The organism is Gemmata palustris, from assembly GCF_017939745.1.
Taxonomy (GTDB): domain Bacteria; phylum Planctomycetota; class Planctomycetia; order Gemmatales; family Gemmataceae; genus Gemmata; species Gemmata palustris.
Window position 1 is genome coordinate 4,184,371 of sequence record NZ_JAGKQQ010000001.1, and the last position, 26,731, is coordinate 4,211,101.

Annotated in this window: 22 protein-coding genes; 5 read left to right on the forward strand and 17 right to left on the reverse strand. The window is 65.6% G+C overall.

Going from position 1 to position 26,731, the window contains the following annotated elements:
- Positions 1 to 636: 636 nt before the first annotated feature.
- The gene (locus J8F10_RS17235) at positions 637 to 2,199 is read left to right on the forward strand and encodes an NBR1-Ig-like domain-containing protein (RefSeq protein ID WP_246524330.1); all 1,563 of its coding nucleotides are present in this window, start codon (positions 637 to 639) and stop codon (positions 2,197 to 2,199) included.
- Between the two features lie 270 nt (positions 2,200 to 2,469).
- On the opposite strand, the gene J8F10_RS17240 is transcribed toward J8F10_RS17235, so the two are convergent.
- The 3 genes from J8F10_RS17240 to J8F10_RS17250 all read right to left on the reverse strand — a co-directional run bounded on the left by J8F10_RS17240 (position 2,470) and on the right by J8F10_RS17250 (position 5,970).
- Positions 2,470 to 3,369 carry a hypothetical protein gene (locus tag J8F10_RS17240; protein WP_210655683.1) on the reverse strand — a complete coding sequence of 300 codons (900 nt, stop codon included), beginning with the start codon at positions 3,367 to 3,369 and terminating at the stop codon, positions 2,470 to 2,472.
- Between the two features lie 205 nt (positions 3,370 to 3,574).
- Complete coding sequence (locus J8F10_RS17245; protein WP_210655685.1) at positions 3,575 to 4,480, reverse strand: metallophosphoesterase family protein; 906 nt, start codon at positions 4,478 to 4,480, stop codon at positions 3,575 to 3,577.
- An 89-nt stretch (positions 4,481 to 4,569) separates the two neighbouring features.
- On the reverse strand, positions 4,570 to 5,970 hold the full coding sequence (locus J8F10_RS17250) for a serine hydrolase domain-containing protein (protein WP_210655687.1): 1,401 nt from the start codon (positions 5,968 to 5,970) through the stop codon (positions 4,570 to 4,572).
- A 137-nt stretch (positions 5,971 to 6,107) separates the two neighbouring features.
- On the opposite strand from J8F10_RS17250, the gene J8F10_RS17255 reads away from it, so the two are divergent.
- Positions 6,108 to 6,632, forward strand: a complete 525-nt coding sequence (locus tag J8F10_RS17255) for an NADPH-dependent FMN reductase (RefSeq protein WP_210655689.1) — start codon at positions 6,108 to 6,110, stop codon at positions 6,630 to 6,632.
- Positions 6,633 to 6,757: 125 nt separating this feature from the next.
- On the opposite strand, the gene J8F10_RS17260 is transcribed toward J8F10_RS17255, so the two are convergent.
- Complete coding sequence (locus J8F10_RS17260) at positions 6,758 to 6,955, reverse strand: carbon storage regulator (protein ID WP_210655691.1); 198 nt, start codon at positions 6,953 to 6,955, stop codon at positions 6,758 to 6,760.
- 456 nt (positions 6,956 to 7,411) lie between these two features.
- Between J8F10_RS17260 and J8F10_RS17265 the strand changes: the two genes are divergently transcribed.
- The 3 genes from J8F10_RS17265 (at position 7,412) to J8F10_RS17275 (ending at position 11,297) form a co-directional block, all read left to right on the forward strand.
- Entirely contained in the window at positions 7,412 to 7,738 is a 327-nt protein-coding gene (locus J8F10_RS17265) for a YciI family protein (RefSeq protein ID WP_210655693.1), read from the forward strand.
- Positions 7,735 to 9,015: an RNA polymerase sigma factor gene (locus J8F10_RS17270; protein ID WP_210655695.1), complete on the forward strand. Its 1,281-nt coding sequence runs from the start codon at positions 7,735 to 7,737 to the stop codon at positions 9,013 to 9,015. Before J8F10_RS17265 ends, J8F10_RS17270 begins: the two co-directional genes overlap by 4 nt.
- A 209-nt stretch (positions 9,016 to 9,224) precedes the next feature.
- Positions 9,225 to 11,297, forward strand: coding sequence for an alpha/beta hydrolase family protein (locus J8F10_RS17275; protein ID WP_210655697.1), 2,073 nt, complete (start codon positions 9,225 to 9,227; stop codon positions 11,295 to 11,297).
- On the opposite strand, the gene J8F10_RS17280 is transcribed toward J8F10_RS17275, so the two are convergent.
- From J8F10_RS17280 to J8F10_RS17340, 13 genes are all read right to left on the reverse strand, one after another.
- On the reverse strand, positions 11,298 to 11,756 hold the full coding sequence (locus J8F10_RS17280; RefSeq protein ID WP_210655699.1) for a SecDF P1 head subdomain-containing protein: 459 nt from the start codon (positions 11,754 to 11,756) through the stop codon (positions 11,298 to 11,300).
- A 98-nt stretch (positions 11,757 to 11,854) separates the two neighbouring features.
- Positions 11,855 to 13,336, reverse strand: coding sequence for a glycerophosphodiester phosphodiesterase (locus J8F10_RS17285; protein WP_210655701.1), 1,482 nt, complete (start codon positions 13,334 to 13,336; stop codon positions 11,855 to 11,857).
- Between the two features lie 20 nt (positions 13,337 to 13,356).
- Entirely contained in the window at positions 13,357 to 13,641 is a 285-nt protein-coding gene (locus tag J8F10_RS17290; protein WP_210655703.1) for a GIY-YIG nuclease family protein, read from the reverse strand.
- Between the two features lie 237 nt (positions 13,642 to 13,878).
- Complete coding sequence (locus tag J8F10_RS17295; RefSeq protein ID WP_210655705.1) at positions 13,879 to 15,042, reverse strand: VWA domain-containing protein; 1,164 nt, start codon at positions 15,040 to 15,042, stop codon at positions 13,879 to 13,881.
- 200 nt (positions 15,043 to 15,242) lie between these two features.
- On the reverse strand, positions 15,243 to 17,663 hold the full coding sequence (locus J8F10_RS17300) for a DUF5682 family protein (RefSeq protein ID WP_210655707.1): 2,421 nt from the start codon (positions 17,661 to 17,663) through the stop codon (positions 15,243 to 15,245).
- A gap of 170 nt (positions 17,664 to 17,833) precedes the next feature.
- Positions 17,834 to 18,223 carry a GxxExxY protein gene (locus tag J8F10_RS17305; RefSeq protein WP_210655708.1) on the reverse strand — a complete coding sequence of 130 codons (390 nt, stop codon included), beginning with the start codon at positions 18,221 to 18,223 and terminating at the stop codon, positions 17,834 to 17,836.
- A 109-nt stretch (positions 18,224 to 18,332) separates the two neighbouring features.
- Positions 18,333 to 19,511: an ATP-binding protein gene (locus tag J8F10_RS17310; protein WP_210655710.1), complete on the reverse strand. Its 1,179-nt coding sequence runs from the start codon at positions 19,509 to 19,511 to the stop codon at positions 18,333 to 18,335.
- A gap of 77 nt (positions 19,512 to 19,588) precedes the next feature.
- Positions 19,589 to 20,710, reverse strand: coding sequence for a hypothetical protein (locus J8F10_RS17315; protein WP_210655712.1), 1,122 nt, complete (start codon positions 20,708 to 20,710; stop codon positions 19,589 to 19,591).
- A 3-nt stretch (positions 20,711 to 20,713) separates the two neighbouring features.
- Positions 20,714 to 21,061 carry a hypothetical protein gene (locus J8F10_RS17320; protein ID WP_210655714.1) on the reverse strand — a complete coding sequence of 116 codons (348 nt, stop codon included), beginning with the start codon at positions 21,059 to 21,061 and terminating at the stop codon, positions 20,714 to 20,716.
- Between the two features lie 444 nt (positions 21,062 to 21,505).
- Complete coding sequence (locus J8F10_RS17325) at positions 21,506 to 23,908, reverse strand: pentapeptide repeat-containing protein (protein WP_210655716.1); 2,403 nt, start codon at positions 23,906 to 23,908, stop codon at positions 21,506 to 21,508.
- Between the two features lie 12 nt (positions 23,909 to 23,920).
- Positions 23,921 to 24,445 (reverse strand): hypothetical protein, encoded by a 525-nt coding sequence (locus tag J8F10_RS17330; protein ID WP_210655718.1) that lies wholly within the window; start codon positions 24,443 to 24,445, stop codon positions 23,921 to 23,923.
- A 7-nt stretch (positions 24,446 to 24,452) separates the two neighbouring features.
- Positions 24,453 to 25,565, reverse strand: coding sequence for a pentapeptide repeat-containing protein (locus J8F10_RS17335; protein WP_210655720.1), 1,113 nt, complete (start codon positions 25,563 to 25,565; stop codon positions 24,453 to 24,455).
- A gap of 3 nt (positions 25,566 to 25,568) precedes the next feature.
- Entirely contained in the window at positions 25,569 to 26,636 is a 1,068-nt protein-coding gene (locus J8F10_RS17340; RefSeq protein WP_210655722.1) for a pentapeptide repeat-containing protein, read from the reverse strand.
- Positions 26,637 to 26,731: the final 95 nt, after the last annotated feature.

A 26,731-nucleotide genomic window follows, 5' to 3' on the forward strand; every position in this document is an offset into this window, starting at 1 on the left:
GCCTTCGCCGGCGCGCGTCGCCCACTCGCACGCCAACTTACCCCGCCCCGGCTGCTCGCGTGTGTTCACGGTGCGCGGGTGATCGGGTAACTACCGGGGCTTCCCGCTCGTCTTACGGCGCGACGGCGGTTCTCACACCTGACGCAATTCCGCCTGGCGAATATCGCGAAATGGGGCTCTGTTCCTGAGAGAGCCGCCATCGCTCTCATCTCTACTGAGATCGTTCCAGGGCCAGTACACGGACGTGGACGGCTCGCCGCGCGGGGAATAAGCCAGTCGCGTCTCGACAGGTTCGCTCCGCGCGGGCGGACGCGACGAAGAGGGAAGTCGGTGCGCGTCCGGTGCAGGGCCGCGGACGGTAATGCGCACTTCGGTCGGCCCCGCCCGCGACTGGTGGACCGCCCGAAAATAATCGCTCACGCGCTTCGGCCCGACCCGCACCCGCTCGCGCCGGGGCTACCACCCGCGCGACGGTTGACGCGCGCCGAGTTGGGCATCGAGCGAGCGGCGTGTGTATGAAGCGCGAGTTCTGCTATCGTGGAGTTCGCATACGCCCCGGGCGGCCCGACTGTAACGGTGCCGCGCGCGGTGCGGTCGAGCCGCCACGATACGCACGGAGGATCAGTCGTGAATCGCATGTGTTTTGTCGTTGCGCTGCTCGCCCTCACGGGGCCGCGCGCCAGCGCTCAAAAGCCCGAGTGGGACGCCAAATACATCAAAATGGAGGTTCCGAAGGAGGTGACCGCGGACCAGGTGTTCGCCGCGAAGGTGACAATGCGCAACACCGGCACCCAGACGTGGAAGGAGGCGCGCGACGTGGTCCCGAGTTCGCTGCACGCGGCCGAGCCCGCGGACAATCTCACCTGGGGCACCAACTTCTTCATCCAGGGGCAAGGGGTGGTCGTCGCGCCGGGACAAGACATTACCTACACGTCGTACCTGCGCGCCCCGAGCGAACCCGGCAAGCACAACTTTCAGTGGCGCGTGCATGGCCCGAAGGGAGCGATCGGCGAAACCACGCCCAAACTCGAAATCACGGTGCTAAAGCGCACCGACGCGAAGGAGCGTGTTCTCACGGTGCCGGCCCCGGACCCGGGTGGGAAGCGTCCACTCACGGTCGACGATTTCGAGTACCTCGGGTCGTTCAAGGTGCCGGAAGTGGTGGGTAAAGGAGGCGCCGGGTTCTCCGAGAGCGGGCTCGCGCTCCGCACACTCAAAGACGGCTCCAAGCGCCTGTTCATGAACTACACGCACCCCGAATCCGTGCTGTTCGAGACGGACGTCCCGGAACCGGTCAAGTTCGAGAAGGGTGATGCGTCAGCACTCAAAACCGCCACCGTGAAAAAGGAGTGGGGCGCCCTCACGAGCAAGGACAAAAAGTACGGCGCCAACGGCGGGTTCGTCTGGGACGACGAGCGCCAGGTAATGTACTGGTCGTACTACCACGGCTACTGGGCCGGAGGGGATCTGCCCGTTCTGAACGCGACGAAGCTGGACGCGGACGGCACCGTGACGCCGGTCGGCTCTTGGATGCTACCGCGGCAGAAATGGTTCTGGGGCGGGGTGACACGCTTACCGAAGTCGTTCGCGGACAAGTACACGGGCGGCGCAACGCTGGGCGTCGGGTTCGGGGGGTATTACAGCATCGTCGAACCGTGCAGCCGCGGGCCGGCGCTCGGCGCGGTCGCGACACCCGACCCGGCGAAGGGTAAGGCCGAGGTTATTTCGCTACTCGGCTACCCGGGGACCGCACCGGCCCCGCGCCCGGGCGACTACTTCAACGCGAACTGCGGGTTCTGGAACGACCAGCCCAAGAGCCGCTCGGCGGGCACCTGGACGTACTGCGATCACACCCGCGCGGGGGTGCTGATCGATCTCGCCGACAAACAGGGCTACATCGCGTTCGCGAAGCTGGGCACGGGCCGACTGGGGTACGACTACGGGCACATCGGGAACGCGGGCGAGGCACAGTACTGGTACTTCTACGACGCGCGCGCACTGGGCGAGACCGCGAAGGGCACCCGGCAAGTCGGCGCGACCGCCCCGTACCTGATGCAATCCGACGCGGGGATGAAGGGCATGGCGTTCGGCGCGTGTTTCGACGAAGAAACGCGCACGCTGTACGTGATGCGTTGCGCCGCGTACCCGGTGGGGCGCGAGATGCACCCGCTCGTTCACGTGTACCGGGTGAAGAAGTGACCGGTGCCCCTCGACTGTAGCAGGAAGCGCGGGCGGGTACTCGCACACCTCTAAAGGGCTGAAGGGTTTCCGCGCCCCGGTACTGTGGAAGGCGCGGGTCGGTGGCGCCGACCTCGCTACCCGACGCGGCCGGCGCCCGGGTAGCGGGGCGGGCACCTCGTCAGTTCGCCCCCTTCCAGTCGTAGTTCTTCTGCCCGCGGAACCCGGCAGGGCGAACTCATCATAAATGCCCGCGAAAGTACGGTTGGGATCTGTTCGAGCGATTCGTCGTCACCACTCGTTGGCCCACGCGGGTGCCGGCCCCGGCCGAGGTTCCTCATCCGTGAGCCGTGATTCACTCACCACGCGACCGCGCTGCGTATCCAGGATTCGGAGCGCCCGGCCCGTCGCGGTCGCCAAGTGGCCCTCGCAGGTCCAATCGGCCCACTGTACCCCTGCCAGCGTCTTAACACGGCCGCTCCGGGTCAGCGCATACGGGGCGGGGTGTGGGGACCACAAATCGGGCGACGTCCGGAACGCCTCGAACTTGCCCCGCACAGAGAGTACGACGTGGCGACTGGTCGGTGCGACCTTCTCCATGACGACCTCCCGGCGCTCGTCCCACACGTCGTCCGGCTCCCGCTCCTGGGTCGCCGCCGCTTCCCGCCATCCCCGCCGCCGCTCTGTTGCGAACTGCGCTGGTGCGGTGAGCCCCATACCGCACAGCGTCCCGCAAACCGCCGCGTCGCCGACAGTGGGGGGACCGATTTCCCAGACACTGGTGTCGGCCACGAAGTGATGCCCCCGGCTCCACGTCCCGGACTCTCGCCACGCTGCCAGGGCCTTCAGCCAGGGTAACCGCGAAACCGCGTTGTACGTTGCCCCCGCCGGCCACGCCGAGTCAGTCTTCAGCGCGAAGTACGACAGCCACCGGCCGCCGGGGGACAGGTCGCAACACTGTGGGTACAGCGTGCCCCGGAACCATGCACCACCGTCGTACCTACCGGTCGCTAAGTCCCATCGGCCAACTCGCCACCACTTCCGAGGGCGCCTCTCCAGGACGGCCGCGACGCGGGCGTCGGGGTCGGTGACGCAGTAGATCCTCGGCAGCGGAGCAGAGGACGCGGCCTCGGCCGAAGGGCGCTGTAAATCGGTACCGGGCACCTGTGGTGAGTTGTGCGGATCGTCCATTCGGCCCCCCGTACCTCGTCGGGCAACTCTGGCTCGGCTACATCGCGATGGCTCGGCCTGCTCCGGGCCGCCACCGCGATGATAGGTGCAGGAGCCGGGTCGTGATAGACCGGCTCACGTCATACTGGGACCGCACTCACTCGGCGTAGTAGAGGAGCTGTTGGATCTTCTCATCCGGCGCCCGGGTAGCGCGGCGCCCGCCGCGTCAGTGCGCCCCCTTCCAGTCGTAGTTCTTCTGCCCGCGGAACCCGGTGACGGTGATCGCCCCGTCCGGGCCGACGTCGAGGACCGAGTACCCGTTGTTCTCGGCCCCGGATCCCTCGATCATCGCGACCAGCGTGCAGTAGTGGACGCCGCCGATGTCCTTGTAGTCGTTCTTGTGGCTGTGCCCCTGGAACACGGCCCGCACCTTCTTCGACCCCTCCAGCACCTTGCGCACGTCGGCCGCGTTCTTCACCCCGTAGTCGTTCGCGACGTCGAGCCGCTGGTGCGCGAACACCACGACCGGCTTGTCCGTGCCCTTCAGGTCCTCCTTCAGCCAGTCGAGCTGGTCGGCGGGGACGTTCGCATCGTTCCACTTCGAGTTTTTCCGCCCATACGGTTTGCCGTCGCCCCGGAAGCACGCATCGAGCACGACGAAGTGGACGCCCCCGCGGTCGAACGAGCCGTGTGCCGCCTTTTGACCCACCGCGTCGAGGAACTCCGACTTGGTGAGCGTGTCGACGCAGTGGTTGCCCAGGACGTAGTGCCGGTCCTTCGCGAGGGCGGCAAACTCCTTATCGACCCGCTTGAGGTACTTCAGCTCCGTTTCGACCGCGTCGGCCGCGTCGATCAGGTCGCCCAATTCGACGACGAACGCGGGCTCGTCCTTCTTGAACCGCTCGGCGGCTTCGGCCAACTTGTCGAGCGTCTCGCGGTAGTACCGGGTGCCCGCGGCCGGCTTGTCGGCGTAGTGCAGGTCGGTCACCAGGCCCACTCTAACGCCCTTCTTCGGTGCGCCGGCCGCGAGTCGCCCGGCGCAAGACGCGGGATCGAGGCCCGCAGCGAGGACCAAGGCGCCGTTCGCCAGGAACGCCCGGCGCCCGATCCGAGTAGTGGTTGCGCGGTTCACGACGGCCCTCGCGAATAACTTCTGTTTGGGAACGACAGGGGGTCGTTGTATCGCCGGGCCGGGGAAGAGCCCGCCGCGGCTCACCGCACTCACTCGGCGTAGTAGAGGAGCTGTTGGATCTTCCCGTCCGGCGTGCGGTAGAGGAGCGCCCGCACGGTCGCCGTCTTGTACGTCAGGATCACCGTCGCCACTTCCATCCCGCCCCGCTCGTAGGTGCCCCGCACTTCGACCTTCTCCGGCGCGCCCAGCGCCTTCAGCCGCGCCCCGCCCGTTTTCACCCGCTCGTCGGTCAGGTACACACTGTACTCTTCCCCCAGTTTCGTGCGATCGACCTTGCCCCCGGTCATCTCCTCGATCAGCCCGAGCACCGCCTCCTTCGGTCCCACCCCGGCCACCTTCGGCACCGGCGGGACGTCCCGCGCCTCCACGTCCTTGAGCAGCAGCCGGAACAGTTCGCCCCGCAGCTTCGATGTGGAGACGTGCTCCGTGTTCGACAATACCACGATCCCGGTCCGCGCCCGCGGGATGAACGTGTTGGCCGACACGAACCCGCTCACACCACCCGTGTGCTCCAGGACCGTGTTCCCGTCTACAGTGGCGATTTGCAGCCCACAGGCGTAGTTCGACACCTTCCCGGTGGTCAGCGTGCGCGGGGCGGTCATCACCTTATACGACTCGGGCTTCAGCACCTTGCCCGTGGTCAGCGCCAGATCCCACTGCAACAGGTCCGACGCCGACGCCCACAGCCCGCCGGCCGCGTCGATCCACCCGCCCGCCTCGGGCTCGGCCGGTTCCGGGGCGCCCAGTGCGAACGCGGTGTACCCGGTCGCCGCCGAGAGCCCGGCCGACGACCCGAACCGCGCGTGCTCCATCTTCAGCGGCTTCAGCAGACGGGTCTCGACGAACGTGCCGAACGACGCGCCGGACACCTTCTCCACGACCCCGCCGAGGAGGATGTACCCGGTGTTGCTGTAGGAGAACCGCGCGCCCGGCTCGAAGTCCAGCTTCCCGCCCGCGTACTCCTTGAGCAGGGCGTCGGTCGAGATCGGCTTGAGCATCCGCCGGTCGACGAAGTCGAGGGGGTAGTAGTCCGGGTACCCGGCGGTGTGGTTCATCAGATCGCGAAGAGTGATGTCCTTCGCGCGGGTCAAGTTCGGGTAGTATTTCGACACCGGGTCGTCGATCGACAGTTTGCCCTGTTCGGCGAGCAGCAGCACGCACGCGCAGGTGAACTGTTTGGTGATCGATCCGACGGCGAAGCTGGTGCCCGGCTCGACCGGCAGGTTCTTCTCGATCGACCGCTGACCGTACCCCTTGGCGAATACGATCTTCCCGTCCCGCATGACCGCGACCGAGAGCCCGACGAACCCCTTCGCCTTAACCTGGCCGGCGATGTACGTGTCCACCGCCGTCAAGTCGAAGGACTTCGGCAGTTCGGGCGGCGCGCCCAGTAGCGAAACCAACAGCGGCGCGGACCAAAAGCAGTTCATGGCGCTCCTCTCATTCCGGGCTTCCGGACCGAGTTCAGACGACCGCGCCAGTCTACCACTCCACAATCCGCGAAAGAACTCTCAACGCGGTGGGGAATATCCCCCGGAGTTCCCCGCCGATCGGATGAAGGGCACCGATGACCACCGTCCTCGCCGTGTCGGGTAGCCTCCGAACCGCTTCGTCGAACACCAACCTGCTGCGGGCCGCTGCGCTCCTCGCCCCGCCCGGCGTTACGATCGCCCTGTACGAGGGACTCGGTACGCTCCCGCCGTTCAATCCGGACCTCGACGCCGAAGGCTCCCCGCCCCAGGCCCCTGTCACCGAGTGGCGCTCGCTCCTGCGGGCCGCGGGCGCCGTGCTGATCTCCACACCGGAGTACGCCCACGGGGTGCCGGGCGTGCTCAAGAACGCGCTGGATTGGGTGGTCGGTAGCGGCGAGTTCGTGGGCAAGCCGGTCGGGTTAGTGAACGCCTTCCCCAAGTCGACCCACGCGCAGGCGTCACTCGTCGAGACCCTGACGGTCATGATGGCGGTCCTGAAGCCCGGAGCGCGGGTAGCCATCCCGCTGTCGTCCAAACGACTGACCCCGAACGAGTTGGCCGCAGCCCCCGAGATTGCGGCCCCGCTCCGGGCGGCGCTGGACGCGCTGGTGCGCGCGTAAGCCAGGTCTGTGTAAGCCCAGCGGCGGGAAGTCCACCCGAACGAGGACATCCGTGCCCGCGCAACGCGGTTCGCTGGCACGGGTGCGTCCGAGTGGGCGGGAGGTTGTGCGCGAGGTGACGGGTGTCAACGGCAGGCGAGTTCCACGACGGAGTCGGCCTCTTCAGCCGCGATGCGGGCGGCAACCTCGGCCCGGTCGACCTTGATGTGGGATGGCGCGGAGATCCCGAGCTTGACCCGACCGTCCCCGCAGGCGGTTACGGTGATGCGGATGTTATCGTCGATGATGATTTCTTGACCGGTCTTGCGGGTGAGCACGAGCATGGTAGCCTCGTCCTTGAGGGTGTTGCAGGTTGTTCTGTTTGAATACATGCAACCTGCGGACCAGAATCGTTAAAGTTCATTGAGCCCGGAGCCGATAGCCCCAATTGCTCGTGATTTACTAGAGAACACGAACCCGGCTCTCCCGATGTGTCCGCTATTTCACCTCAAGTTCCGATGTCAGTTGTCCGAGAAGCGCGTCCGGCTTCCCACGGTCTGGTAAGTTGGGTACCATCTGTCGGTCCCGGCGCTCCTATTGGCCGGCACTCTCATCCCCGCCTCGAGCGTTCGATGGTGCTCTTCCAGGGGGCGCCGCGCTCCAATCGCTCGCTTCCGGCGACGCGCGCAAAATAAACCGGTGGCAGTGTCCGAGCGGTCGCACCTCGTTCGTCGTACCACCGGAGGGCCGGAGAAAAGAGCCCCGGCCCAAGCACGTGAAACCGTTCGGAGGACAGTCTCATGCCGAAGTTCCTGTTCATTTTTCGCCACTCCACCGACCCCCAATCCCGGCCGTCTCCCGAGGAAATGCAAGCGCTGGGGGGCCAGTGGTACGCCTGGATGCAGAAGTTCAGCGCGTCGATCCTGCCCGGCGGCGACGGGCTGAAACCGGACGGACGGCTCATCAAAGCGGGAATCGTGACCGACGGCCCCTACGTGGAGGCCAAAGAATTCGTCGCCAGTTTCAGCCTGATCCAAGCCGACAACTACGACGCGGCGCTGGCAATCGCTCGGGAGTGCCCGGGCGACAACGTGATCGAGATCCGCGAACTGGCCGGGTACGCATGAGCGAACCGCGCGCCCTGGTGGAGCACTTTTTTCGCCACGAGTTCGGCCGACTCGTCGCCGTGCTGACCCGGGCGCTCGGCGTGCGCCGGCTCGAGCTGGTCGAGGACGTCGTGCAGACCGCGCTCGCGCAGGCCCTGGAGACGTGGGCGCGGCGCGGCGTTCCCGAAGACCCGGCCGGGTGGCTCTACCGCACCGCCCGCAACCTCGCGATCGACGCCCTGCGGCGGGAGCAAACCCACGCCCGGGTACTGCCGCACCTGGCGGACGGGGCCGCGCGGGAGCCGGCGCCGCCCGAAGCGCATTTCGCCGACGAGATCGGTGACGAGCCGCTCCGCCTGCTCTTCGTCTGCTGCCACGAAGACGTACCGGGCGAGTCGCGCGTCGCCTTCGCGCTCCGGGCGCTCTGCGGGTTCAGTACGGCCGAGATCGCCCGCGGTCTGCTGACCACCGAGGCCAACGTCCAGAAGCGCATCGAGCGGGCGAGAGATCGGCTGCGCGACCTGGACGTCGATTTCGAGGCGCCCGCCGCCCCTCAGCTCCGCGCCCGGTTGGACGCGGTGCTCTCGATCATCTACCTCCTGTTCAGTCAGGGGTGCCACGCCACCCACGCCGATGTCCCGATCCGCCGCGACCTGTGCGACGAGGCCCGGCGGCTGGCGCGGATGCTGGCCGCCCACCCCGTCGGCGACGTCCCGGCGGTCCACGCCCTGCTCGCCCTGATGTGCTTCCACGCCGCCCGCTTCGACGCGCGGGTCGCCCTCGACGGCGGCATCGTTTTGTTCGAGCAGCAGGACCGCTCGACCTGGAAGTGGGGCGACGTGCGCGAGGGCATGGAGTGGCTCGCCCGGTCCGCCGCCGGCGACGAGTTGACGCGCTATCACGTGGAAGCGGGCATCGCCTGGGAGCACTGCCGGGCGCCGAACTTCGCGGACACGGACTGGGGCCGGATCGCCGAAGGGTACGACGCGCTCGACCGCATCGCGCCGTCGCCGGTTCACGCGCTCAACCGGGCCGTCGCCGAGGCCCACCTGCGCGGCCCGCGAGCCGGGCTCGACCGTCTGGCCGCCGTTGCCCCGGAAAACGTCCCCGCCCGCTACCCCGGCTGGTACGCGGTCATCGGCGAGTTCCACTTCCGCCTCGGCCAGCACGCCGCCGCCGAGCGCGCCTGGCGGGAGGCGCTGCGCTTGACGAGCGCGAGCACCGACGAAGAGTTCCTGCGGCGCCGCCTCGCCGAGTGCCGGCGCGCCCCCGGTCCCGCTGCGGACCCAAATGTCTGAGACGCCCCGGCGACCCGGCACGGAAACCGAAACGGGACTAACCGGCTCGCTCGTTCAAAACGTGAGCGACGGCAAAGGGATCTTCAGGGCGCTTTCCGCGCCTTCTTTTGCCCCCGGCCCGAAATTGCGGCATACGATCCTGGACACGGTGTCGGAAGAGACAGATTTTTCATTGGTTAGAGTTCTTGCAACCACAACGAGAACGGCTCATGTCGCTCCCCTTCCCTCCACTCTCCCGCCGGCACTTCTTCCGCACCGCTGCCGCCTCATCACTCGCGCTCGGCTTGGAGGGGCTCAGTGCGCTCGCTGACGAGAAATCTCCCGCGCTCGAACCGCTCAACCGGTTCCCACGAACCGTTCAGGAATTCTTCGTCGAACAGGTTCGCGCCGCGGAGCGGATCGGGACCGAGGCCCGCGCGAAGCTGAAAACCAAAGCCGACGCCGAGGCCTACATCCGCGGGGTACGCGAGAAGATCGCGAAGTGCTTCGGGCCGTTTCCCGAGAAGACGCCGCTCAACGCGAAGGTCACCGGCAAACTCGAACGCGACGCCTACACCATCGAGAAGGTGATCTTCGAGAGCCGCCCCGGGTTCTTCATCACCGCGAACTTGTACCTTCCCAAAGGGGCGAACGGACCCCGACCGGGCGTGGTCGGGTCGTGCGGGCACGCGCGTAACGGCAAGGCCGACTCCGCGTACCAGTCGTTCTGCCAGGGTCTCGCACGCATGGGCTATGTGGTGCTCGTCTTCGACCCGATCGGTCAGGGCGAGCGCCTCCAGTACGCCCACATCGAGAAATCGATCCGCCCCGGGATCGGAGTCGATGAGCACCTGCTCGCGGGCAACCAGCAGTTCCTCGTCGGCGAGTTCTTCGGGAGCTGGCGCGCGTGGGACGGCATTCGCGCGCTCGATTACCTCTTGTCGCGCCCGGAAGTGGACCCGAAGCACGTCGGCATCACCGGCAACTCCGGCGGCGGCACGATGACGACGTGGCTGTGCGGTCTCGACGCGCGCTGGACGATGGCCGCGCCCGGGTGCTTCGTCACCACGTTCCGGCGCAACCTGGAAAACGAGCTCCCGGCCGACACGGAACAGTGCCCGCCCCGCGCGCTCGCACTCGGTCTCGACCACGCCGATTTCCTCGCGGCTCTGGCGCCCAAACCGGTCATCGTCCTCGCGAAAGAAAAGGATTACTTCGACGTCCGCGGCGCGGAGGAAGCGTACCGGCGCTTGAAGAACATCTACGCTCTGCTCGGCGCGGAAGAGAACGTGAAGTTGCACGTCGGCCCGACCGGGCACGGCTACACCGTTGAGAACCGCGAGGCGATGTACCGCTGGTTCAATCACGTAACGGGCGTCTCAAACGAAAAGACCGAGCCGAAACTGACCATCGAGAAAGAAGAGGATTTGCTCTGTGCTCCGAAGGGGCAGGTGAGCGAACTGAAATCTCGCACCGTGTTCTCGTTCACTGCCGAGAAAGCGAAGCACTTCGCGGCGAAGCGAATGCCGCTCGTTGGCAACCCGCTGAAGGTCCACATCGAGACCACACTGGGTTTGCCGAAGCGCGATGGCGTACCAGATTTCCGCATCCTTCGGCCCGCCGGAGGAAGGAAATACCCCAAGCCGCACGCGACGACCTACGTCATCGAAACCGAAAAGCCCGCGGTCGCGGTGGTGTACCGGTTGAGCGACCAAGCCCACCTGTCGCGCCCCACGAAGGACGAAGGCGCTGCGATTCTCTACGTCTCGCACCATTCCGCCGACGCCGAATTGCGCGAAGAGGCGTTCCTCACCGAGTTGGTCAAAGCCGAGCCCAAGGCCGCGTTTTATGCGTGTGACGTGCGGGGCGTGGGCGAATCGCGCCCCAATACGTGTGGTGGAACCGACCAGTTTCTCGCCGCCTACGGCAACGACTACTTCTACGCGATCCACGGTCTCATGCTCGACAAGCCGTACATCGGGCAGAAGACGTTCGACGTGCTCCGCGTACTCGATTGGCTCGGCGATATCGGCCACAAAGACGTTCACCTCGTCGCCAAGGGATGGGGCACTCTCCCCGCGACCTTCGCGGCCGTACTCTCGGATCGGGTGACGCGCATCACACTGAAGAACGCGCTCACGAACTACGCAGATGTGGCGCAGTCGGAAACGTACTCGTGGCCGCTGTCGGCGTTCGCGCCGGGCGTGTTGCGTTCGTTCGATCTCGAAGACTGTTACAAAGCGCTCCAAGCGAAGAAGCTCAAGCAAATCGAGCCGTGGAACGCGAACAGCAAGTCGGGATGATTACGGGGCGGTGAGCCCTTTCACGATCTTCTCCGCCTCGTCCTTGGTGAACGACCCGGAGATTTGCGTTTTGTCAGTGAGGGGCGCACGCAGAACGGGCGCGCACACCACTTTCCCGTCAATCACCACGGCGACCGGCTTCCCCTTGTGCTCGCCCGAGAGGGTAGCGATTTTCTTCGCGCCGTCCTTGGTGAAGGTGACCTCAATCAGCACCTTCTTGTTGTCGTCCTCGAACACGCGGGCCGAGGCGATGTCCTTATTGGTCGCGTCGGCTTCTTTGTGCAGATAGACTTTGGTCCGCGTGCCCTCCACTTTGGCCTCGACCAGCCCCTCCGCGTTCTTCGTCTCGGCGCGCCGGAACTCGACCTTCACTTTCTCGTCGGCCCGATCCGCAAGGACCGGAGCCCCGAACCCGAAAGATGATATCGCGAGCACGCTCGCCTGCAACAGCGCGATCATCACTCGTCCCCCACCGTGTGCGGGTCGTCCGCGTTCCCCGTGAACTCGGACTACTCGCAACGGACGGTGGATGAGCGGTTCCTCGCCGAGTGCCTGCGCTATTCTTCGACGCGGTACGCGAGCGCGTGCGGGGCGCCCTTCTTGAGCGCGGCGAGCGCCCACCCCTCGGTCGCGTGCGTGAGGCAATCGAGGACCGCTCGCCCGCGAACCTCCTGGAGCCGGTGTTGGAACAGTTCGAGTGCCGTTTCCATTTTGGGGCTGACCGCAAGAAGCGCTCTTCCCGCCTCCTCGAATTGCGCCGGCCCCAGTTCTCGCGCTTCGGCATCGGTGAGCGCGAGGTAGTCGCGGCAGAGCTTCTCGGTTGCAGCGCCGGGGCACTTCGCCAGAGCGGGGAAGACGACCATCTTCACGCGGAAGTCGGTCCACGCCCGCGGATTCTTCCAGCGCGGGTCAATTACCGGTTCGAGCGCCGGGTCGTCGCGCCAAAGAACGAATCGCGCCAGATCGACCGCGTTCGGCGCGCGGAGCAGAACGAGCGTGCGCAGCGACATGGCCCCGTCGAAGCCGTGGAACATCCAGTGCGGGTGCAGGCTCCGCTTGCGCACGCGCTCTTCGAGAACAGAGCGCGCCTCCTTCGATGACGCACCAACTGCGAACAGTTCCTCGGCCGCCCGAGCGCGCGTTCGGATGCGTGCGCCGGAGATCATTCGACCCGCGAACGTTTCCGCCGGAGCGTTCCAATCGTCGGCCGCGCGAAGAATGGCGAGTAGATCGGCTTTCGTAGGCGATTTCGCATCGATACGTGGTTCGGGCTTGCGTGGCGCGACCGGCTCTTTTGAGAGTTTGCCGAGTTTGCGACCGAGCGCGACCGCGACGCCGCGCGGGTCGTCCGCGATTACGTGATCGCCGGGTTTCTTCAGTACCGCTTCAATCGCGTCCGGGAAGACCTCCCCATGATCGAGGTAAAGGCCCGCCTTGTACCGCTGCGGTTTGAAACGCGGGTCTTTGAGGATCATCCCACCGGTGTCGCTGTTCGCGAACGCGACGTGGCCCCACATGTCCATCTTCGTGAGCAATTCGGCGATCGCGGTATCGAGTCCGGTGCGCTTGATATCGAGGTGCATCAGGCCCGCGTAGGCACGGTGCAGCGCGAACACCTCCGCGAGCGTGGGAATGCGGCACTGCGCTCCGAACTTCCCCGGAGCGCGGAAGCGGAACCGCTGGAGTTCGGCCCAGGTGTAATCGCCCGCGTCGCCGTAGGCTTCGAGGTGCCGGTCGAGCAGGTCGTCGTGGAAGACGACGAGCACCCCGTCGCTCGTCATCCGAATGTCGATCTCGTTGCCGTCGCCGCCGAGTTCAAAGGTGGCGCGGAACGCTTCGAGCGTGTTCTCCATCGCGTGCTCGGACGCCCCGCGGTGGCAGATGATCCCCGGCCCTTTCCGGCGCGCCGCGACGCGCTCGTGCCGCATCTTGGCCGCGTCCCCCGACTCCACGTGAATCGACTCTTCCGCACGGAGCGAACCGCGCAGCAGAAGCGAGCACAACACACTAACCGCGATCCGGGAGAGGGAACGGTTCATCGGTGTCCTTCGAGTTGTTGTCACGCACGTTTTCGGCGCTTCGCCTGTTTCGCGATGAGCGCATCTTTTGCCGTGCGAGTCAGCTTCTTGATCGCGAGTTCCCGGCGGAGCGCGTCGCCGTGCGTCTTCACCGTTGTGCGGTACGCCACCGCGACCGGCCGGCGCGCCCGCGTGTACTTGGACGCGGTCCCCGCGTTGTGCTGACCAAGCCGGCGCGCCAGATCGGTAGTGATGCCGGTGTACAGCGTACCGTCCGCGCACCGCAGGATGTAGACCACCCAGCGCGGTTTCTTCGCCTGCGGCACGGCTCGACTCCGTAGAAGTGCAAAGAGTGTTTCACCGCAGAGGGCACAGAGGGCGCGGAGAAGAGCAAAGGCAGAGATGGTCGGCTTTCAATCCGGTTTTTCTCCGCGCCCTCTGTGCCCTCTGCGGTGAATCGCTCTTAACAAAAACCTCACTTCGAGGTCATCATCACGAGCCGCGACCGCAAGAGAGTGGAGGCGCCCGCCCCTTGCGGTCGCGGCTCGTTACAAGAAACCGGGCTAGCCCCGAATGATCTGGGCCATGCACTCGGCGAGCTTTTCCGGCGTGCAGACGAGCACGTCCATCCCCACTTTCGTGAGTTTCTGTGCGGTCGGCTTGTTGTACGAGGGGCGCGCATCATACCCCAGCGCACCCAAACCGATCATGCGGACGCCGCTATCGGCCATGAGGCGCGTTTGGTCCACGAGGTCTTTTTCGTCGCGCCCCTCGTAGAAGTCTGTAATGAGCACCACGATCGTGCGCGCCGGCTGGCGCACGAGTTCGTTCGCGTACATCAGCCCCTTCGTGATGTCCGTTCCGCCGCCGAGTTGGATCGAAAGCAGCACGTCCACCGGTTGCCCGACCTGATCGGAGAGATCGACCACTTCGGTATCGAACAGCACGAGCGAGGTCTTCACCGCCGGGAGTTCGGCGAAGATGGACGCCATCACCGCGGAGAAGATCGCGCTTTCGAGCATGGACCCGGACTGGTCCACCACGACGATCACGTGCCAGGGCTTCTTCTTGCGCTCGGCGGCGTAGAAGAACACCCGGTCCACCATCAGCTTGCCCGTGTCCGGGTCGTAGTTCTTCAGGTTGCGCCGGAGTGTGGTCTTCAGGTCCAGGTTCCGGTACACCTTCCGCGGCGAGTGCCGGTCCTTACGGATCGCCCCGGTAATGGCCTGTTCGACCTGAACCTGCATCTTGCGCTTTAACTCTTCGACCACCTGCTCAATGATCTTGCGTGCCAGTATGCGCGTCTTCTCGTTCAGCAGGTCGCGGTGCGTGAGGAGCGTTTTCACCAGCTCCATGTTCGGCTCGATCTTCTCGAGCAGCTCGGGCTTCTCCATCAGTTCCGCGATCCCGCGGCGCTTCACGAGCTCCTTCTGCATCACCTCTTTGGACTGGTTGGGGAACAGTTCGTTGACCTGATCCACCCAATCGGGCACGGTGAGTTGCGGCCCGCCGCTGCCGCCCGCGCGACCGGACGAACGTCCGCCACCGCCGCGCCCCCCGCGCCCGCGGCCCCCGGTGCCGTCGCCCGCGCCGGGCTCAAAGAGGAACCCCACGAGTTCCTCGATGCGCTCGGCGTCGCCGTTGCCACCACAGTTGATACCGTGCTGCTCGGCGGTCTTGCCGAGAACCAGCCGCCAGCGCGCGAGCGTGTGAGGATCGGGAGGCATAAATGCTCTCGTAAGGGATGGGTCGCGGCTTCGCGGTAACCCGCCATTGTTCTTGTAGGGTGGGTCCAGGCTTTGCGCAGGCCCACCATCTTTCTCGGTAATACGAGCGCGAACGAAACTCGCGCCGGAATCGTGGGTAACCTTCGCACGACGTGGTGGGCCTGCGCAAAGCCTGGACCCACCCTACAAATCGCCAATACTCACAATGGCCAGTTTTTCAGTGTGGCAGCGACTGCGGCATCGAGGCGCGCCACGAGCGCGGTCGCACCGAGGCTGCCACTCAGCGCACGCAGGTCTTCCGACCCGGCCAGTCCGTACTGCCGCGCTACTGTGGCCGCGAGCGAATCTTTTTGCGAGTTCGAGAGCCGTTCGATCGCGGCGCGAAGTCGCGGGAGCATTACCAGGAACGGGTCCCACTCCGCCGCCTTCAGGAGATCATCGACCGCGGCGACGAGGCTCTCCGCTCCGAGCATGAGCGACGTGTGCGATACCGCTAGCATCCCGTCGAGCAGGTCGCCCGCGGTCACCATCACTTCCACCGACGCGAGTGCGAGGCTCGCGACTTCGGCCGCGAGTGCGGTGGCTGGTAATTCGCGGATCTCGCAGAGCAATCCGAGGAACGCGCCGCGGAGGAACGGCACCGTCGAGTTCGCCGCAGCGGTTCGTGCCGCTTGTGCGAAGAGTACGCGGTCGTACCGGATCGGGTCGCGCAGCACGACCTCCGCGACGCTGATGAGGCCGTCCACCACGCCCTGCTGCTCCTCTTCCGGGACATTTGCGGCGTCGGGCAGCGCGAAGCACGCGCGGTCGTAGCACCGGGTGAGCAGGTCTTCGAGCACGCTGCGCCGGAGCCCGCGGAACACCGCGTACTGTTCGAGCCGGCCCAGGTGTCGAAGTGCAGTTGCGAGCGAGGGGAACGAGGCGTCCGTATCGATGGCGTCGCCGCAAGCGTCTTCGGCGGCTTGCACCAGATCGGGCATGTCCATATCGACCGCTTCGAGCAGTCGCGCGCACGTTTCACCCGCGTTCGTGCCGGCCTGTGCCATCGCTTCGCGCAAGCGGTTGAGGGCCGCGGCCTCGACGGTGTCGCCGTACAGGTTCTGCTCGATCAGCGCCGGCTCGGTTTTCGGGTCCCACTTCAGGTGCCAGTCCTCACGGAACAGCGTGCCGGAAAAGTCGCCGCCCACGTTCACCATCCCGGCGAACGGCACCTTCAGGTACGACACGCGGTGCAGGAACGCCGACCGGCGCGCGGCGAGCGCGTCGCGCTTGTCGAGCTTTACTGACATCTTCTTTTCTTTGCCCAGCACCTCGCCGAGTTCGAGATCGGAAATCTGCGTGTGGAAGTCGTTCACGATCGGCAGTCGACCGAGTTTCGATGTCACCTTGCCGATCTTGGTGCCGATCCCGGCCGTGTCCATTGCGGCGCGAAGTTTGGTCCCTTCGTCGTTTGGGTTACCCTTGCAACAGCACGTAATGAGCGCGTCAGAAATGTCGTCGAGTGTCGGGTGCGGGCGCCCCCGCAAGCGCGCGAGCATCGCGGCGTGGTGCGTGACCGAGATCGCGTCGGCGGTGGAGAGCGGGTCGCCGCCCTTGCGCATTTGGCGCAGCACCGCGATCGCGTGCTCCATCGCGATATCGCTCGGGCGCCCGGCCGCGACCAGATCGAAGCACGTCTGGTAGAACTGCGGCGCGCGGTTACCCGCCCCGTAGCCCGACATTTCGGAGATGCGGAAGTATGAATACGGCACGACGGTGGTGTACACGGTCCCGGCCGGGCACTCGGGCGGCGGGGCCTTGTCCGCGCGGTCGAGGAACAGGTGGAACCCGCCGCACACCACCATCGCGTCGGCGGGTTTCAGCTTCCGGGCCGCGAGTGTTTCGCGGATCGTCTTCAGGAAGTGCCGCTCGCGCTCGACGGTCCCCTCGGCGTGTTCGGCCGCGTGGTCCGCGGTCGCCCGCGCGGCGCAACAGAACGTCGCCATCTCCCGGCGGTACACTTCGTAATCGTCCGCGACCGGGTTCTCGAACAGCGTGTCCCACGCCTCGTCCCAGCTCTTGAAGCCGGCCGCGTCCGCGAGGTGCTTGTAGAAACCGCTGCTCGCGATGAGCCGGTCCTCGTTCGGCGCAACGACCGGCGCCTCGCGCGGCGGTTGCCGGCCCTCGGGCGTGGGCGCGTGCTGTTCGACGCGGGCGTAGTGCGGCAAGTCGATGAAGACGACGTCCGCCTTGATCGTCGCGGCGGTCTTCATCGCGACGTATTCGGGCGAGTACGGCGTGAGCGGGTACCACACCGCGAACCGCGCGGGGATGTCCGGCGCCGCGCTCGCGTACCCGTTCAGCCCGAGAACGTTGTCGTCGTCGCGGTACGACGAGTAGATGGCGACCGGCGGCGCGGTGGCGGTATCAACGACGTGCGGAATGAGGTCGTTCGCCTCGAACGGCCCCTCGATGAACACGACCTTCGGTTTGCGCGCGGCGATCGCGGCCTGAACGTGGCGCGCGGTGGTCGGCGAGTGGTGCCGCACCGGGAACCAGTACAGCGGGTCGGCGAGCACGGCGTCCACGCGCTTGGCGATCTCGGTCGCGTCGAGGCCGGCATCGGTTATTTGAGAAGACATGGCTCACCAGAGCGTAGAGAAGACAGATTTCACCGCAGAGGGCGCAGAGAACGCGGAGAAAACCAGTGAGAACCTTGAAAAGCAGATTCACCGCAGAGGGCACAGAGGGCGCGGAGAAAACCAAGAGAGAGTATTGAGAACGGTTCTTTTTCTCTGTGCTGCCGCGGTAATCACTCCGGAAACTCGCGCACGATGCGCTTGACACCGTCTATCATCCTGGTCACGTTGAAATTCATTAGCAATCCAAGGTGTAGGCCCGTTAAACGCAGATACGTGTTCACTTGCGCTTCGTGAATCCGCTCCAACCGCTCGACCGCTTTAAGTTCCACAATCACCAAACCGTTCACGCGCAGATCGATCCGGAAGCCGCAATCCACTGAGACGCCGCGGTAGCGCACGGGCAAGGAAAGTTGGCGCTCAACCGAGTACCCCCGATCGATCAATTCATATTCCAGGCACGCTTCGTAAGCGGACTCCAGCAAGCCCGGACCGAGTTCGCGATGAACCGCGATCGCTGCCCCAATAACGGTTTCGGATATCGCATTGAGTTGCTCTTTCACGCGCTCTCCGTTTTTGGGTTTTCTCTGCGCTCTCTGCGCCCTCTGCGGTGAAATCTGCTTTTTGCGTCTCTCTTGGTTTTCTCTGTGGTGAAAGCTGCCTTCTCTACGCTCACAACTGTTCCACGAGGGCGTCGTGGAACTCCTTCCAGCTCTTGTCCTTCGCGCCGCGCTTCTTCGCGACGACGGTCGCGTACTCCTTCAGCGCGACCTTGTCCTCCTGGTCCTCCTTCACCACTGCGCCGACCATGTTGCGCGCGATGTCCGCCGGGCCGACTTCCCCGGCGCCGAAGAACCGCGCGTGCAGCGCCGCGTCCAGCGCGACGCCGATCGCCTCGGCCGTGGAGAGCGTGGTGCTCGGCTTCTTGATGCTCACGCCATCGCTCGTTTTGCCGTTGCGGATCTCGCGGAACACTGTTGCGAGCAGTTCGATGACGGGCGGACTGAGCTTGGCCGGCAGGTTGTAGCGCTCGAGCAGTTCCGCGGACCGCTGCTGCACGATCTTCACTTCCGTCTTCTGGTCGCCCACGATCGGGATGTACACGTAGTTGAACCGGCGCTTCAGCGCGGCCGAGAGTTCGTTCACGCCCTGGTCGCGCGTGTTCGCGGTGGCGATGATGTTGAACCCCGGCTTGGCGAACACCATCGCGTCGCCGGGGAGTTCGGGCACCGCGGTCGCCTTGTCCGAAAGAATGGACACGAGCGCGTCCTGCACGTCGGGCACGCACCGCGTCAGTTCCTCGAACCGGAGCAGCGCCCCCTTCCGCATCGCGAGCATCGCGGGCGACGGGATCAGGTTCTCCGCCGTCGGCCCTTCCGTGATGATGCGGCCGATGTTCCACGAATACTTGATGTGCTCTTCCGTGGTGCCCGCGGTGCCCTGGATCGTGAGCAGCGACGTGCCGCAAATCGCCGCCGCGAGGTGTTCCGATAACCAGCTCTTTCCGGTGCCGGGTTCGCCCACGAGCAACAGCGCCCGTTCCGACGCGAGCGTGACGATGGAGCGCTCCACGACGCCGTCGTCGCCGAAGAACTTCCGCGTGATCGGCACTTCGACGCTCTTGCCGTTGATCGTCGCTTTGAGGCTCTTCCCGCCGGTGACGTAAGCGAGCACCGCGCGCGGCGACAGTTTCCAGTTGGTCGGCGGCGTCTCGGTGTCGTTCTGTCGGAGCGCTTCGAGTTGGTCCGCGTACCGCTTCTCGGCGGGCTCGCGGAGCACGGTTTCGGGGCTGACCGCGCCACTATCGGCAGTGGCTTGCGGCGCGGGCGCGGCGGCGGGTTTCTTGGCCATGTGTCGTGCTGAGTTGGTGAACCCCGCACGCGAGTGCGGAGGGTGAGTGAACCCCGCGGGGTGCGGGGTTCGCCGGGTTACGATCGGAAGTCCATTGCCTTGAGCAGCGCGGCCTTGTTCACGTTCTCCTTCGAGATCGTGATGTAGTCCGGGCTACTGGGGAAGGTCGAGAGCGGTTGAAACACGAGCCGGCAGCGCTCGTAGTGCATCAGCCCGAAGAGCGGCGGGTTCGCGCCGCGCACCTTGCGGACCTCGTCGATGCACTTCTTGAGCGCCTTGCCCTCGGCCCCCGCGCCAATGAGTGCGTGGAGGGTGAGTGCGCCCATCGTGATCGGGTAAACGGTCTGGCCGGGTTCGTCGCCGTCCTCGGCCTTACCGATCTCGTAATCGCGGAGCACGACCTCTTCTTGCAGTTCGGTGTCGAGATCGAGCGGACCGGGAACGTGCTTCGCCAGGCGATCGAGCGCACTCTGAGGGGACCACGCGAGGAACCGGCCCCACTCGGTGAACGGCTTACCCACTGCGATCGTACTCGTGTCGGTCAGCGATAAACGCCAGCCACCGACATCGTCACCGGAAACGGTCGCATTCGCGATGTTCAGCGTCGTGCGTTCGAGGAACAAGAACGGCGCGAATTTTTGCTTTTGTGGCAGGTGCAAGAACCCCTCCGGCGGGATGTCCTGCCCTTTCTTGATTGGGAACACCGCGGACCAACTGAGCTTCTGGCCGGCCTTCACAGGACCGGCGTCCGCGACCACACGCAGCCGAAACTCGAACATCACGAAGGCATTTTCTGCGACCTTCTTCACCGCACCGAGGCACACGACCTCCACCGCGGGCAGCGGTTGCACGGGAGGTGCCCACGTGAGGCGGTCGTACTCCTTCTCGTCACTGGTGTCGAGGGCGTGCCCCATTCCGCGACTGAGCAGCCACGCGCGGTTGAGGAAGAACGTGAGCCGCCGGCGCGAGAAGCTCTTTTCCTGGCGCGTGAACCGGCCGAGTTCTTCCGTCGCGACGCGGAGCGTGCCCCCGAGCCGCAGGAGGCGCAGGCGCGCGGCCTCCTGCATCGCCCCGGAGAGCGTTTGGCGGGTCGCGTCGGACGCGGTGGTAAGGCCGCCGAGGAGCAGGTCTTCGACCGCGGCCGACAGTTGGTCGAGCGTGGCGCGGAGTTTCGGGCGGTCTGCGGCGGGCGGCAACATGGGCTACTCGTCCCCTTCCGGTTCGGCTTCGTCGTCTCCACGCACGGCAACCGGTGGGCTAAGTGCCCCGCGCGCGACTTCGAGCGTGAGCATCCGGTCGAACAGCCGGAACGTGGTGACCGCCCGCATCAGCGCGGGCGCCGCGGAGCGCTCGCCGGCTTGGACGGCGTCGACCAGCGTACCCAACTTCTCGGCGAGGTGCTCGGCCCCGGCGGTGCGGAACTCGTCGCGGAGCGCGGTCAATTTTGCGATGTCGGTCGGACCAGCGGCCCGCACGCCGCGCACGACGAGGTCGTCCATCGCGGCGTGGAGCCGGTCGAGCGCGTCGCGGAGTTCGGCGATCTCGTCCACAATTGGCCTCGGTTCGGTCCTAGATTACGCCGCTAGTCCCGTTTCAGTTTCCTTGTAGCGAGCCGCGACCGCAAGGGAGCGGGAGGCGCCCCCGTTTATCGTCACGGTTCCACGCACCGGAAGCCCGCTCCCTTGCGGTCGCGGCTCGTTTGGTCGCTACACGGATCTCGAAACGAGACTAATGTTGTGACTGCTCCCGGGATTTGGTTGCGAACGTCTGCCACCGAATCTCGCGAAGCAATATTTGACAGGATTAACAGGATCAACCGGATCAAAACCACGTGCGTTGTCCGAATCGTGTCGATCCCGTTAATCCTGTCAAAGCTCTTCTCTCTTGTCGGCCGGCTCACTTCGGGCGTCTTGTGCCGCTCACACCGGCCGGCTTACACCGGCCGTTCGCCCGAACCGCTGGGACCACGCGCCCCGACGCCCCGCGGTCCCAGGTTACATCGTGTAGAAGTCCTCGGGTACGGTCTCGGTGGGGCGCCAGTCGATGTCGCCCGCTTCCGCGCCCTTGAACTTCAAGAAGGTCTCGCTCACCGCGTCCCGGTCAATGACGGGCTTGTGGTCCTTGCTCGCGCTGACCCAGTTGTCCGCGGTCGCGGGGTCGAGTGTGCCGGACTTTGCCAGCCCGATTACCAGTACGAGCAGGTGCTTGCACAGCGCGCCGTGGAGCCCGCCGCACGCCCTCAAGTTCTGCGTGCCGCAATAGAACTGCCCGTCCGAGGCGAGCCGGCACGAGTACGCGAGGTCCTTGTCTGACTGGCTCTTCACGACCCCAACAAGGTGCGTGTCGGTCAGGTCCGCGTAGAGCTGGTAGCGCTCCGCCTTGAGCATCGACGTTGCCTTCTGCACCCGAGCGGGTTCGACCTTCTTTGTCAGCCCCTTGAAGAAGGCGTCGAAGTCCATGCTCCCCGGCGGTGCGGTCTTCGCCCGGCGCGGGCCGGGGCGCGGGCCTTCGCCCTTCCAGAGCACGTTTTCGGGAATTTTAAAGCCCACTGGGAAGAGTGTGTGTTCGTCGAACTGCGCGTTCTCGAACGTCGCGCCCTCCAAATGTGCCCCCGTCAAGTCGGTCCCGCAGAGCTTCGCGTTGTTCAGGTTCGCGTTCCGCAAGTTCGCGCCGACGAACGATGTTTTCTCGCACTTGCTGAACTGCAGTTCCGCGCCCGCGAGGTTCGCGTTCGTGAAGTCCGCGGAGTGCAAATCGCTGCCCCACAGTTTCGCGCCGGACAGGTTCGCGCCGCTAAACCGGCTGTCGCGGAGGTCGTCGCGGCGCGCCATGTCGAGCCCCATCAGGCGGCCCCCGCGCAGGTCGATCCCGCGCAGGTTGTAGCGCATCCGCTCGCGGAAGTCGATCGCGTGCCACGTGCTCGCGCCCTTATCGCGGAGCTGCTCCATCAGGTCGTCGCGCTGCCGGAGCGCTTCCGCCGCCTGCGCCTTCTGTTGATCGGTCAGTTCCGCGTCGGTCGCTTGGTCCGCGCCGAACGCCTCGGCCCACGCCGCGACCGCCAGCGTCCGGAGCTTGCCCCCGCGGACGGTCGGGCTCCCGCTCGCCCGCACCGTGTCGAGCCGGAGCGTCGCCTTCGGCCAGCGGTCCGCCAGGTTGAGCAACCCCTGCAAGAACGTCGGCACGGGGATCGAGTTGTAGACCTCGGCGCCATCGCGGTAGTGGCTCGCGAACGCGCGCAGCCCGTGCGGGCCCACGCGCAGGCACATCTTCGCGTGCTCGTTCCCGCCCAGGTCGGCCTCGGCAGTTGTCGTAAAACCCTTCGCGCCGGTCGTCGCCTTCGCGAACGCTTTGGCCTTCGGCCCCGCAACCCGCGCGACGGGCGGTACGAAGTTCTTGGCCTTCGAGAAATCCACCCCCTGAATCGTCGCACCGGTCAGGCCGGCGCCGGCGAAGTCCGCGCCGGCCACGTTCGCGCCGGTGAGGTCCGCGCCGCCGAGGGCCGCGTCGCGCAAATCGGCGTTGCGCAGATCCGCGCCCTTGAGCGACGATTCCCGCAGGTCGGCCCGGTGGAGTTTGGCACTTACGAACTTCGCGTCCGTGAATTGTGCCCCGTAGCCCTGAACCCGGGTCAGATCCGCTTTCGAGAAGTCGCCTTTTAGAAATTTCGATCCGGTGAAGTCCGCGTCGCTCAAGTCCGCGGAGCGGAAGTCGCAGCCTGTGAACTGGGATCGGGCGCCGCGGACCCCCGGCATGGTCGCGTCGCGAAAGTCGCACGCCTCGTAGGTCGCACCGTCCGCCCACGTTTGCTTCAGGTCCGCGCCGCGGAAGCTGCACCCCTTCACCTTGCGGAGCGTGGCCGCGTACAGTTTCGCGCGGTCGAATTTCGCCCCGTTGATGGCGTGCGTTGTCGCGAGGTCCGCGTACTCACAGTTGGTGTCGCGAAAATCCGCGCCGCTCAAAACCGCCCAACCGAGCTTCGCACCCGACAAGTGCGTACCGCGGAAGTCGCCGTTGCTCAGGTCGAAGTTACCCCCCGCCGCGTGGAGCAGAGCTTGGAAGGCGCTCCAATATTCGTAAGTCGGCTCGGTTCGCTTGACGGCGGCCACGAATTCGGCCGCAGTGGGTAACACGAACCTCGCGAGCCCGGCCACGTCGAACACCGTGACGCCCGGCACCCGCTTCTCGATCTTCGCGACGTCGCCCGGCGGCTTCCCGCCGCGTCCCTCGCCGTAAACGAGGTACTCGAACGTACCGGTCGCCGGAACGATGGTGCCACCCGCGCTCTTGACCCAAGCGTCCTTGTATTTGTCGAGCATGTAACCGAACTTCCCGACGAACGCGACGGTCTGGCCCGCGAGCGCCCCCGCCGTTCTCGTGTTCGCGACCTTCTTCGCCATGTGAGATCTCGGTTACGCGGAGTAGAAGTCTTCGGGGATGGTGTCCGTGGGGCGCCAGTCGATCTCGCCCGCCTCCATGCCCTTGTACTTGAGGAAGGTCGCGGTCACCACGTCCTTATCCGGTTTATGGCCGTCGGCGGTCCGCCCCATCTTCCGCGCGCCGCCGAGCCACTCCAGTGCCGTAGCCGGGGCGAGGCGCCCCGCCTTCACCAGCCCGACGACGAGCACGAGCAGGTGCTTGCACGGCGACCCGCGCGACACCACGCACTGGATCAGGTTCTGCGTGCAGCACGAATACTTGCCGTCGTTCGCGAGCCGGCAGGCGTACACGCGGCTGCCCGACGACTGGCTGCGCACCACGCCGCACACGAACTCGGGCTGCACGTCCGCGTAGAGCTGGAACTTCTCGCCGCGGAGCATCGTCAGCGCTTTCGCGAGCGCGCCGGAGTCCGAGACGCCCCGCGCGCCGTCGAGGAAGTCGTCCCACTCGGTGCGCGCGGCCGGGATTTTGGGCTGGGTCGCCTTGGTCTTCGCCATTGGTGTCTCACATTGCGTAGAAGTCTTCCGGGACGGTTTCGGTGGGGCGCCAGTCGATCTCGCCGGCCTGCGCGCCCTTGTATTTCAAGAACGAATCGGCGATGTGGTTCTGCACGGTCTTGTTCCAGCGCGGCCCCTTCTTGTTCGCCGCGACGACCCACTTGTCCGCGGTCGCGGGATCGAGTTGCCCGGCCCGCGCGAGGCCGATGAGCAGCACGAGCAGGTGCTTACACGGCTCGTTGGAAAGCCCCATACACGGGGCCATGTCCGCCGTGCCGCACGAGTACGTACCGTCTTCCGTGAGGACGCACGAGTAGACGGTGTCAATGTCCCGCTGACTCCGGACGATCCCGCGCACCATTGTCGGCTCGATCTCGGAGAAGATCTGGTTCCGCTCCTTCTTGAGCATGTCGAGCGTGCGCTTCATGCGCTTCTCGTCGATGTTCGTGTGCAGGCGCGCCATGAGACCGTTAATGTCCTGCGCCGCGGCCTTCTTCCCCTTCCCGACCAAGCGCGGATCGGTGCTCTTCCCCTGCCAGCGCGCCTCGCCCGGGATCACGAACCCGGCGGGCCACTTGGTCGTTTGGTCGAAGGACGCGCCGGCCAGGTTCGCGTCGGTCAGCACGGCGTCCGTGAAGTCGGTGCCGGTGAGGTCGGTTTCGAGCAAGTTGGCGCGCGTCAAATCAGCCTTCACGAACTTCGCCCGAAGAAACCGCCCCTCCCACAAATCGGCCCCAACGAGCTTCGCTTCGCTGAAATCGGCGTCACGCCCGTTGAACCCGCGCAGGTTCGCATCAATTAAATCGGCACCGTGGAAATCACCCGTCAGGAACGATGTACCGACCCAGTTCGCGCCCACGAACTTCGCACCCACGGCCCTCAACTTCGTGGCCGACAATCCGCGGAAATTCACCTCCGCGAGTTCCGCGCCACATAGATCGGCGCTCGTGAGTTTGACGGCCTTCCGCTCGGCCACGGTGAGTTTGTTCCACTTCTTCACCCCGGCCGTACCGCTCTTGAGCACCTCGACCCAATTCACGACAGTTTTGGGCACGGGTTTCTTCGCGGCCGGCTTCTTCGTCGCGGGTGCGGGCTTCGCAGCAGGTTTCTTCTTGGCCATGAGTCACATCGCGTAGAAGTCTTCGGGGATGGTTTCGGTGGGGCGCCAGTCAATTTCGCCCGCCTGAGCGCCTTTATATTTCAAAAGAGTGTCGCTCACCTGATCTACGATGCGCTCGTTCCATTTGTGCTTCTTTCCGCCGGCCGCGACGACGAGCCGATCGGCCGCGCCCGCATCGAGTTCGCCCGCCTTCGTCAACCCGATGAGCAGCACGAGCAGGTGCTTGCACGGCTCCCCGCGGAGCCCCATGCACTCGGTCAGATCGGGCGTGCCGCACGAGTACGTTCCGTCCGCTTCGATCAAACACGAGTACACCAAATCCGGCTCGCGCTGACTGCGGACCACGCCGCGCACCACAGCCGGCTCGATCTCCGAGAACAGTTGGTTCGTGCCGGTCTTCAGCATCTCCACGGTCCGCGTCATGCGGTTCGCGTCGATGACCTTGTTGAGGCGCGCGAGCAACCCGTCGAGGCTCACCGCGACCGCCTCTTCGCCCACGCCGTTGAAGCGCGGGTCCGGGGCATCGGGCGACCACTTCGCGCCGGCCGGGATCTCGAACCCCGCGGGCCATACGGTCGTCTGGTCGAAGACTAGCTCAGCGAACACGGTCCCGGTCAAATTTGCGTCACTAAAATCCGTCCCCGTAATGTCCGCGCCCGTGAGGTCGGCTCCGCTCAGATCGGCCCCCACAAACTTCGCGCCGACCAAGCGCCCGCCCCGGAGCGACACGTGGGGCAACTTCGCGCCGGTGAGGTCCGCGTTGCGGGCACAGAACTTGGTCATCTCCGCGCCGGCGAAGTTCGCCCCGCGCAGATCGGCCTCAATGAACGACCCGCGAGTAAGTGTCGCGTCGGCGAAATCGACCCCGGCGCCCTGAAACTTCAGGACCGACTGCCCACCAAAGTTGATGCCCGCGAGGTCGCACCCGGCGTAGTCGCCGCGCCCGAGCTTCGTCATTTGCCGCGCGGTCTCGGAGCGCTCGTTCCACTGCGCCACGCCCGCGCGCCCGGTTTGCAGCGTCGCGGGCCAGTCGATTTCTAGAGGCGGGGCGACTTTCTTCTTCGTGGCCATGTCGTGTGAATTCTGTTGGTGATTCAGATAACTCAAATCCCTAAAATAATCTTGACAGAATTAACCGGATCAAGATATCACGTGCGTTTTCCGAA

Excerpts from the sequence above, each read along its gene's own strand:
- J8F10_RS17235 (WP_246524330.1), top strand. The coding sequence starts at position 637 with ATGTGTTTTGTCGTTGCGCTGCTCGCCCTCACGGGGCCGCGCGCCAGC.
- J8F10_RS17240 (WP_210655683.1), bottom strand. The coding sequence starts at position 3,369 with ATGGACGATCCGCACAACTCACCACAGGTGCCCGGTACCGATTTACAG.
- J8F10_RS17250 (WP_210655687.1), bottom strand. The coding sequence starts at position 5,970 with ATGAACTGCTTTTGGTCCGCGCCGCTGTTGGTTTCGCTACTGGGCGCG.
- J8F10_RS17255 (WP_210655689.1), top strand. The coding sequence starts at position 6,108 with ATGACCACCGTCCTCGCCGTGTCGGGTAGCCTCCGAACCGCTTCGTCG.
- J8F10_RS17260 (WP_210655691.1), bottom strand. The coding sequence starts at position 6,955 with ATGCTCGTGCTCACCCGCAAGACCGGTCAAGAAATCATCATCGACGAT.
- J8F10_RS17265 (WP_210655693.1), top strand. The coding sequence starts at position 7,412 with ATGCCGAAGTTCCTGTTCATTTTTCGCCACTCCACCGACCCCCAATCC.
- J8F10_RS17270 (WP_210655695.1), top strand. The coding sequence starts at position 7,735 with ATGAGCGAACCGCGCGCCCTGGTGGAGCACTTTTTTCGCCACGAGTTC.
- J8F10_RS17275 (WP_210655697.1), top strand. The coding sequence starts at position 9,225 with ATGTCGCTCCCCTTCCCTCCACTCTCCCGCCGGCACTTCTTCCGCACC.
- J8F10_RS17280 (WP_210655699.1), bottom strand. The coding sequence starts at position 11,756 with ATGATCGCGCTGTTGCAGGCGAGCGTGCTCGCGATATCATCTTTCGGG.
- J8F10_RS17285 (WP_210655701.1), bottom strand. The coding sequence starts at position 13,336 with ATGAACCGTTCCCTCTCCCGGATCGCGGTTAGTGTGTTGTGCTCGCTT.
- J8F10_RS17295 (WP_210655705.1), bottom strand. The coding sequence starts at position 15,042 with ATGCCTCCCGATCCTCACACGCTCGCGCGCTGGCGGCTGGTTCTCGGC.
- J8F10_RS17300 (WP_210655707.1), bottom strand. The coding sequence starts at position 17,663 with ATGTCTTCTCAAATAACCGATGCCGGCCTCGACGCGACCGAGATCGCC.
- J8F10_RS17310 (WP_210655710.1), bottom strand. The coding sequence starts at position 19,511 with ATGGCCAAGAAACCCGCCGCCGCGCCCGCGCCGCAAGCCACTGCCGAT.
- J8F10_RS17315 (WP_210655712.1), bottom strand. The coding sequence starts at position 20,710 with ATGTTGCCGCCCGCCGCAGACCGCCCGAAACTCCGCGCCACGCTCGAC.
- J8F10_RS17325 (WP_210655716.1), bottom strand. The coding sequence starts at position 23,908 with ATGGCGAAGAAGGTCGCGAACACGAGAACGGCGGGGGCGCTCGCGGGC.
- J8F10_RS17330 (WP_210655718.1), bottom strand. The coding sequence starts at position 24,445 with ATGGCGAAGACCAAGGCGACCCAGCCCAAAATCCCGGCCGCGCGCACC.
- J8F10_RS17335 (WP_210655720.1), bottom strand. The coding sequence starts at position 25,565 with ATGGCCAAGAAGAAACCTGCTGCGAAGCCCGCACCCGCGACGAAGAAG.
- J8F10_RS17340 (WP_210655722.1), bottom strand. The coding sequence starts at position 26,636 with ATGGCCACGAAGAAGAAAGTCGCCCCGCCTCTAGAAATCGACTGGCCC.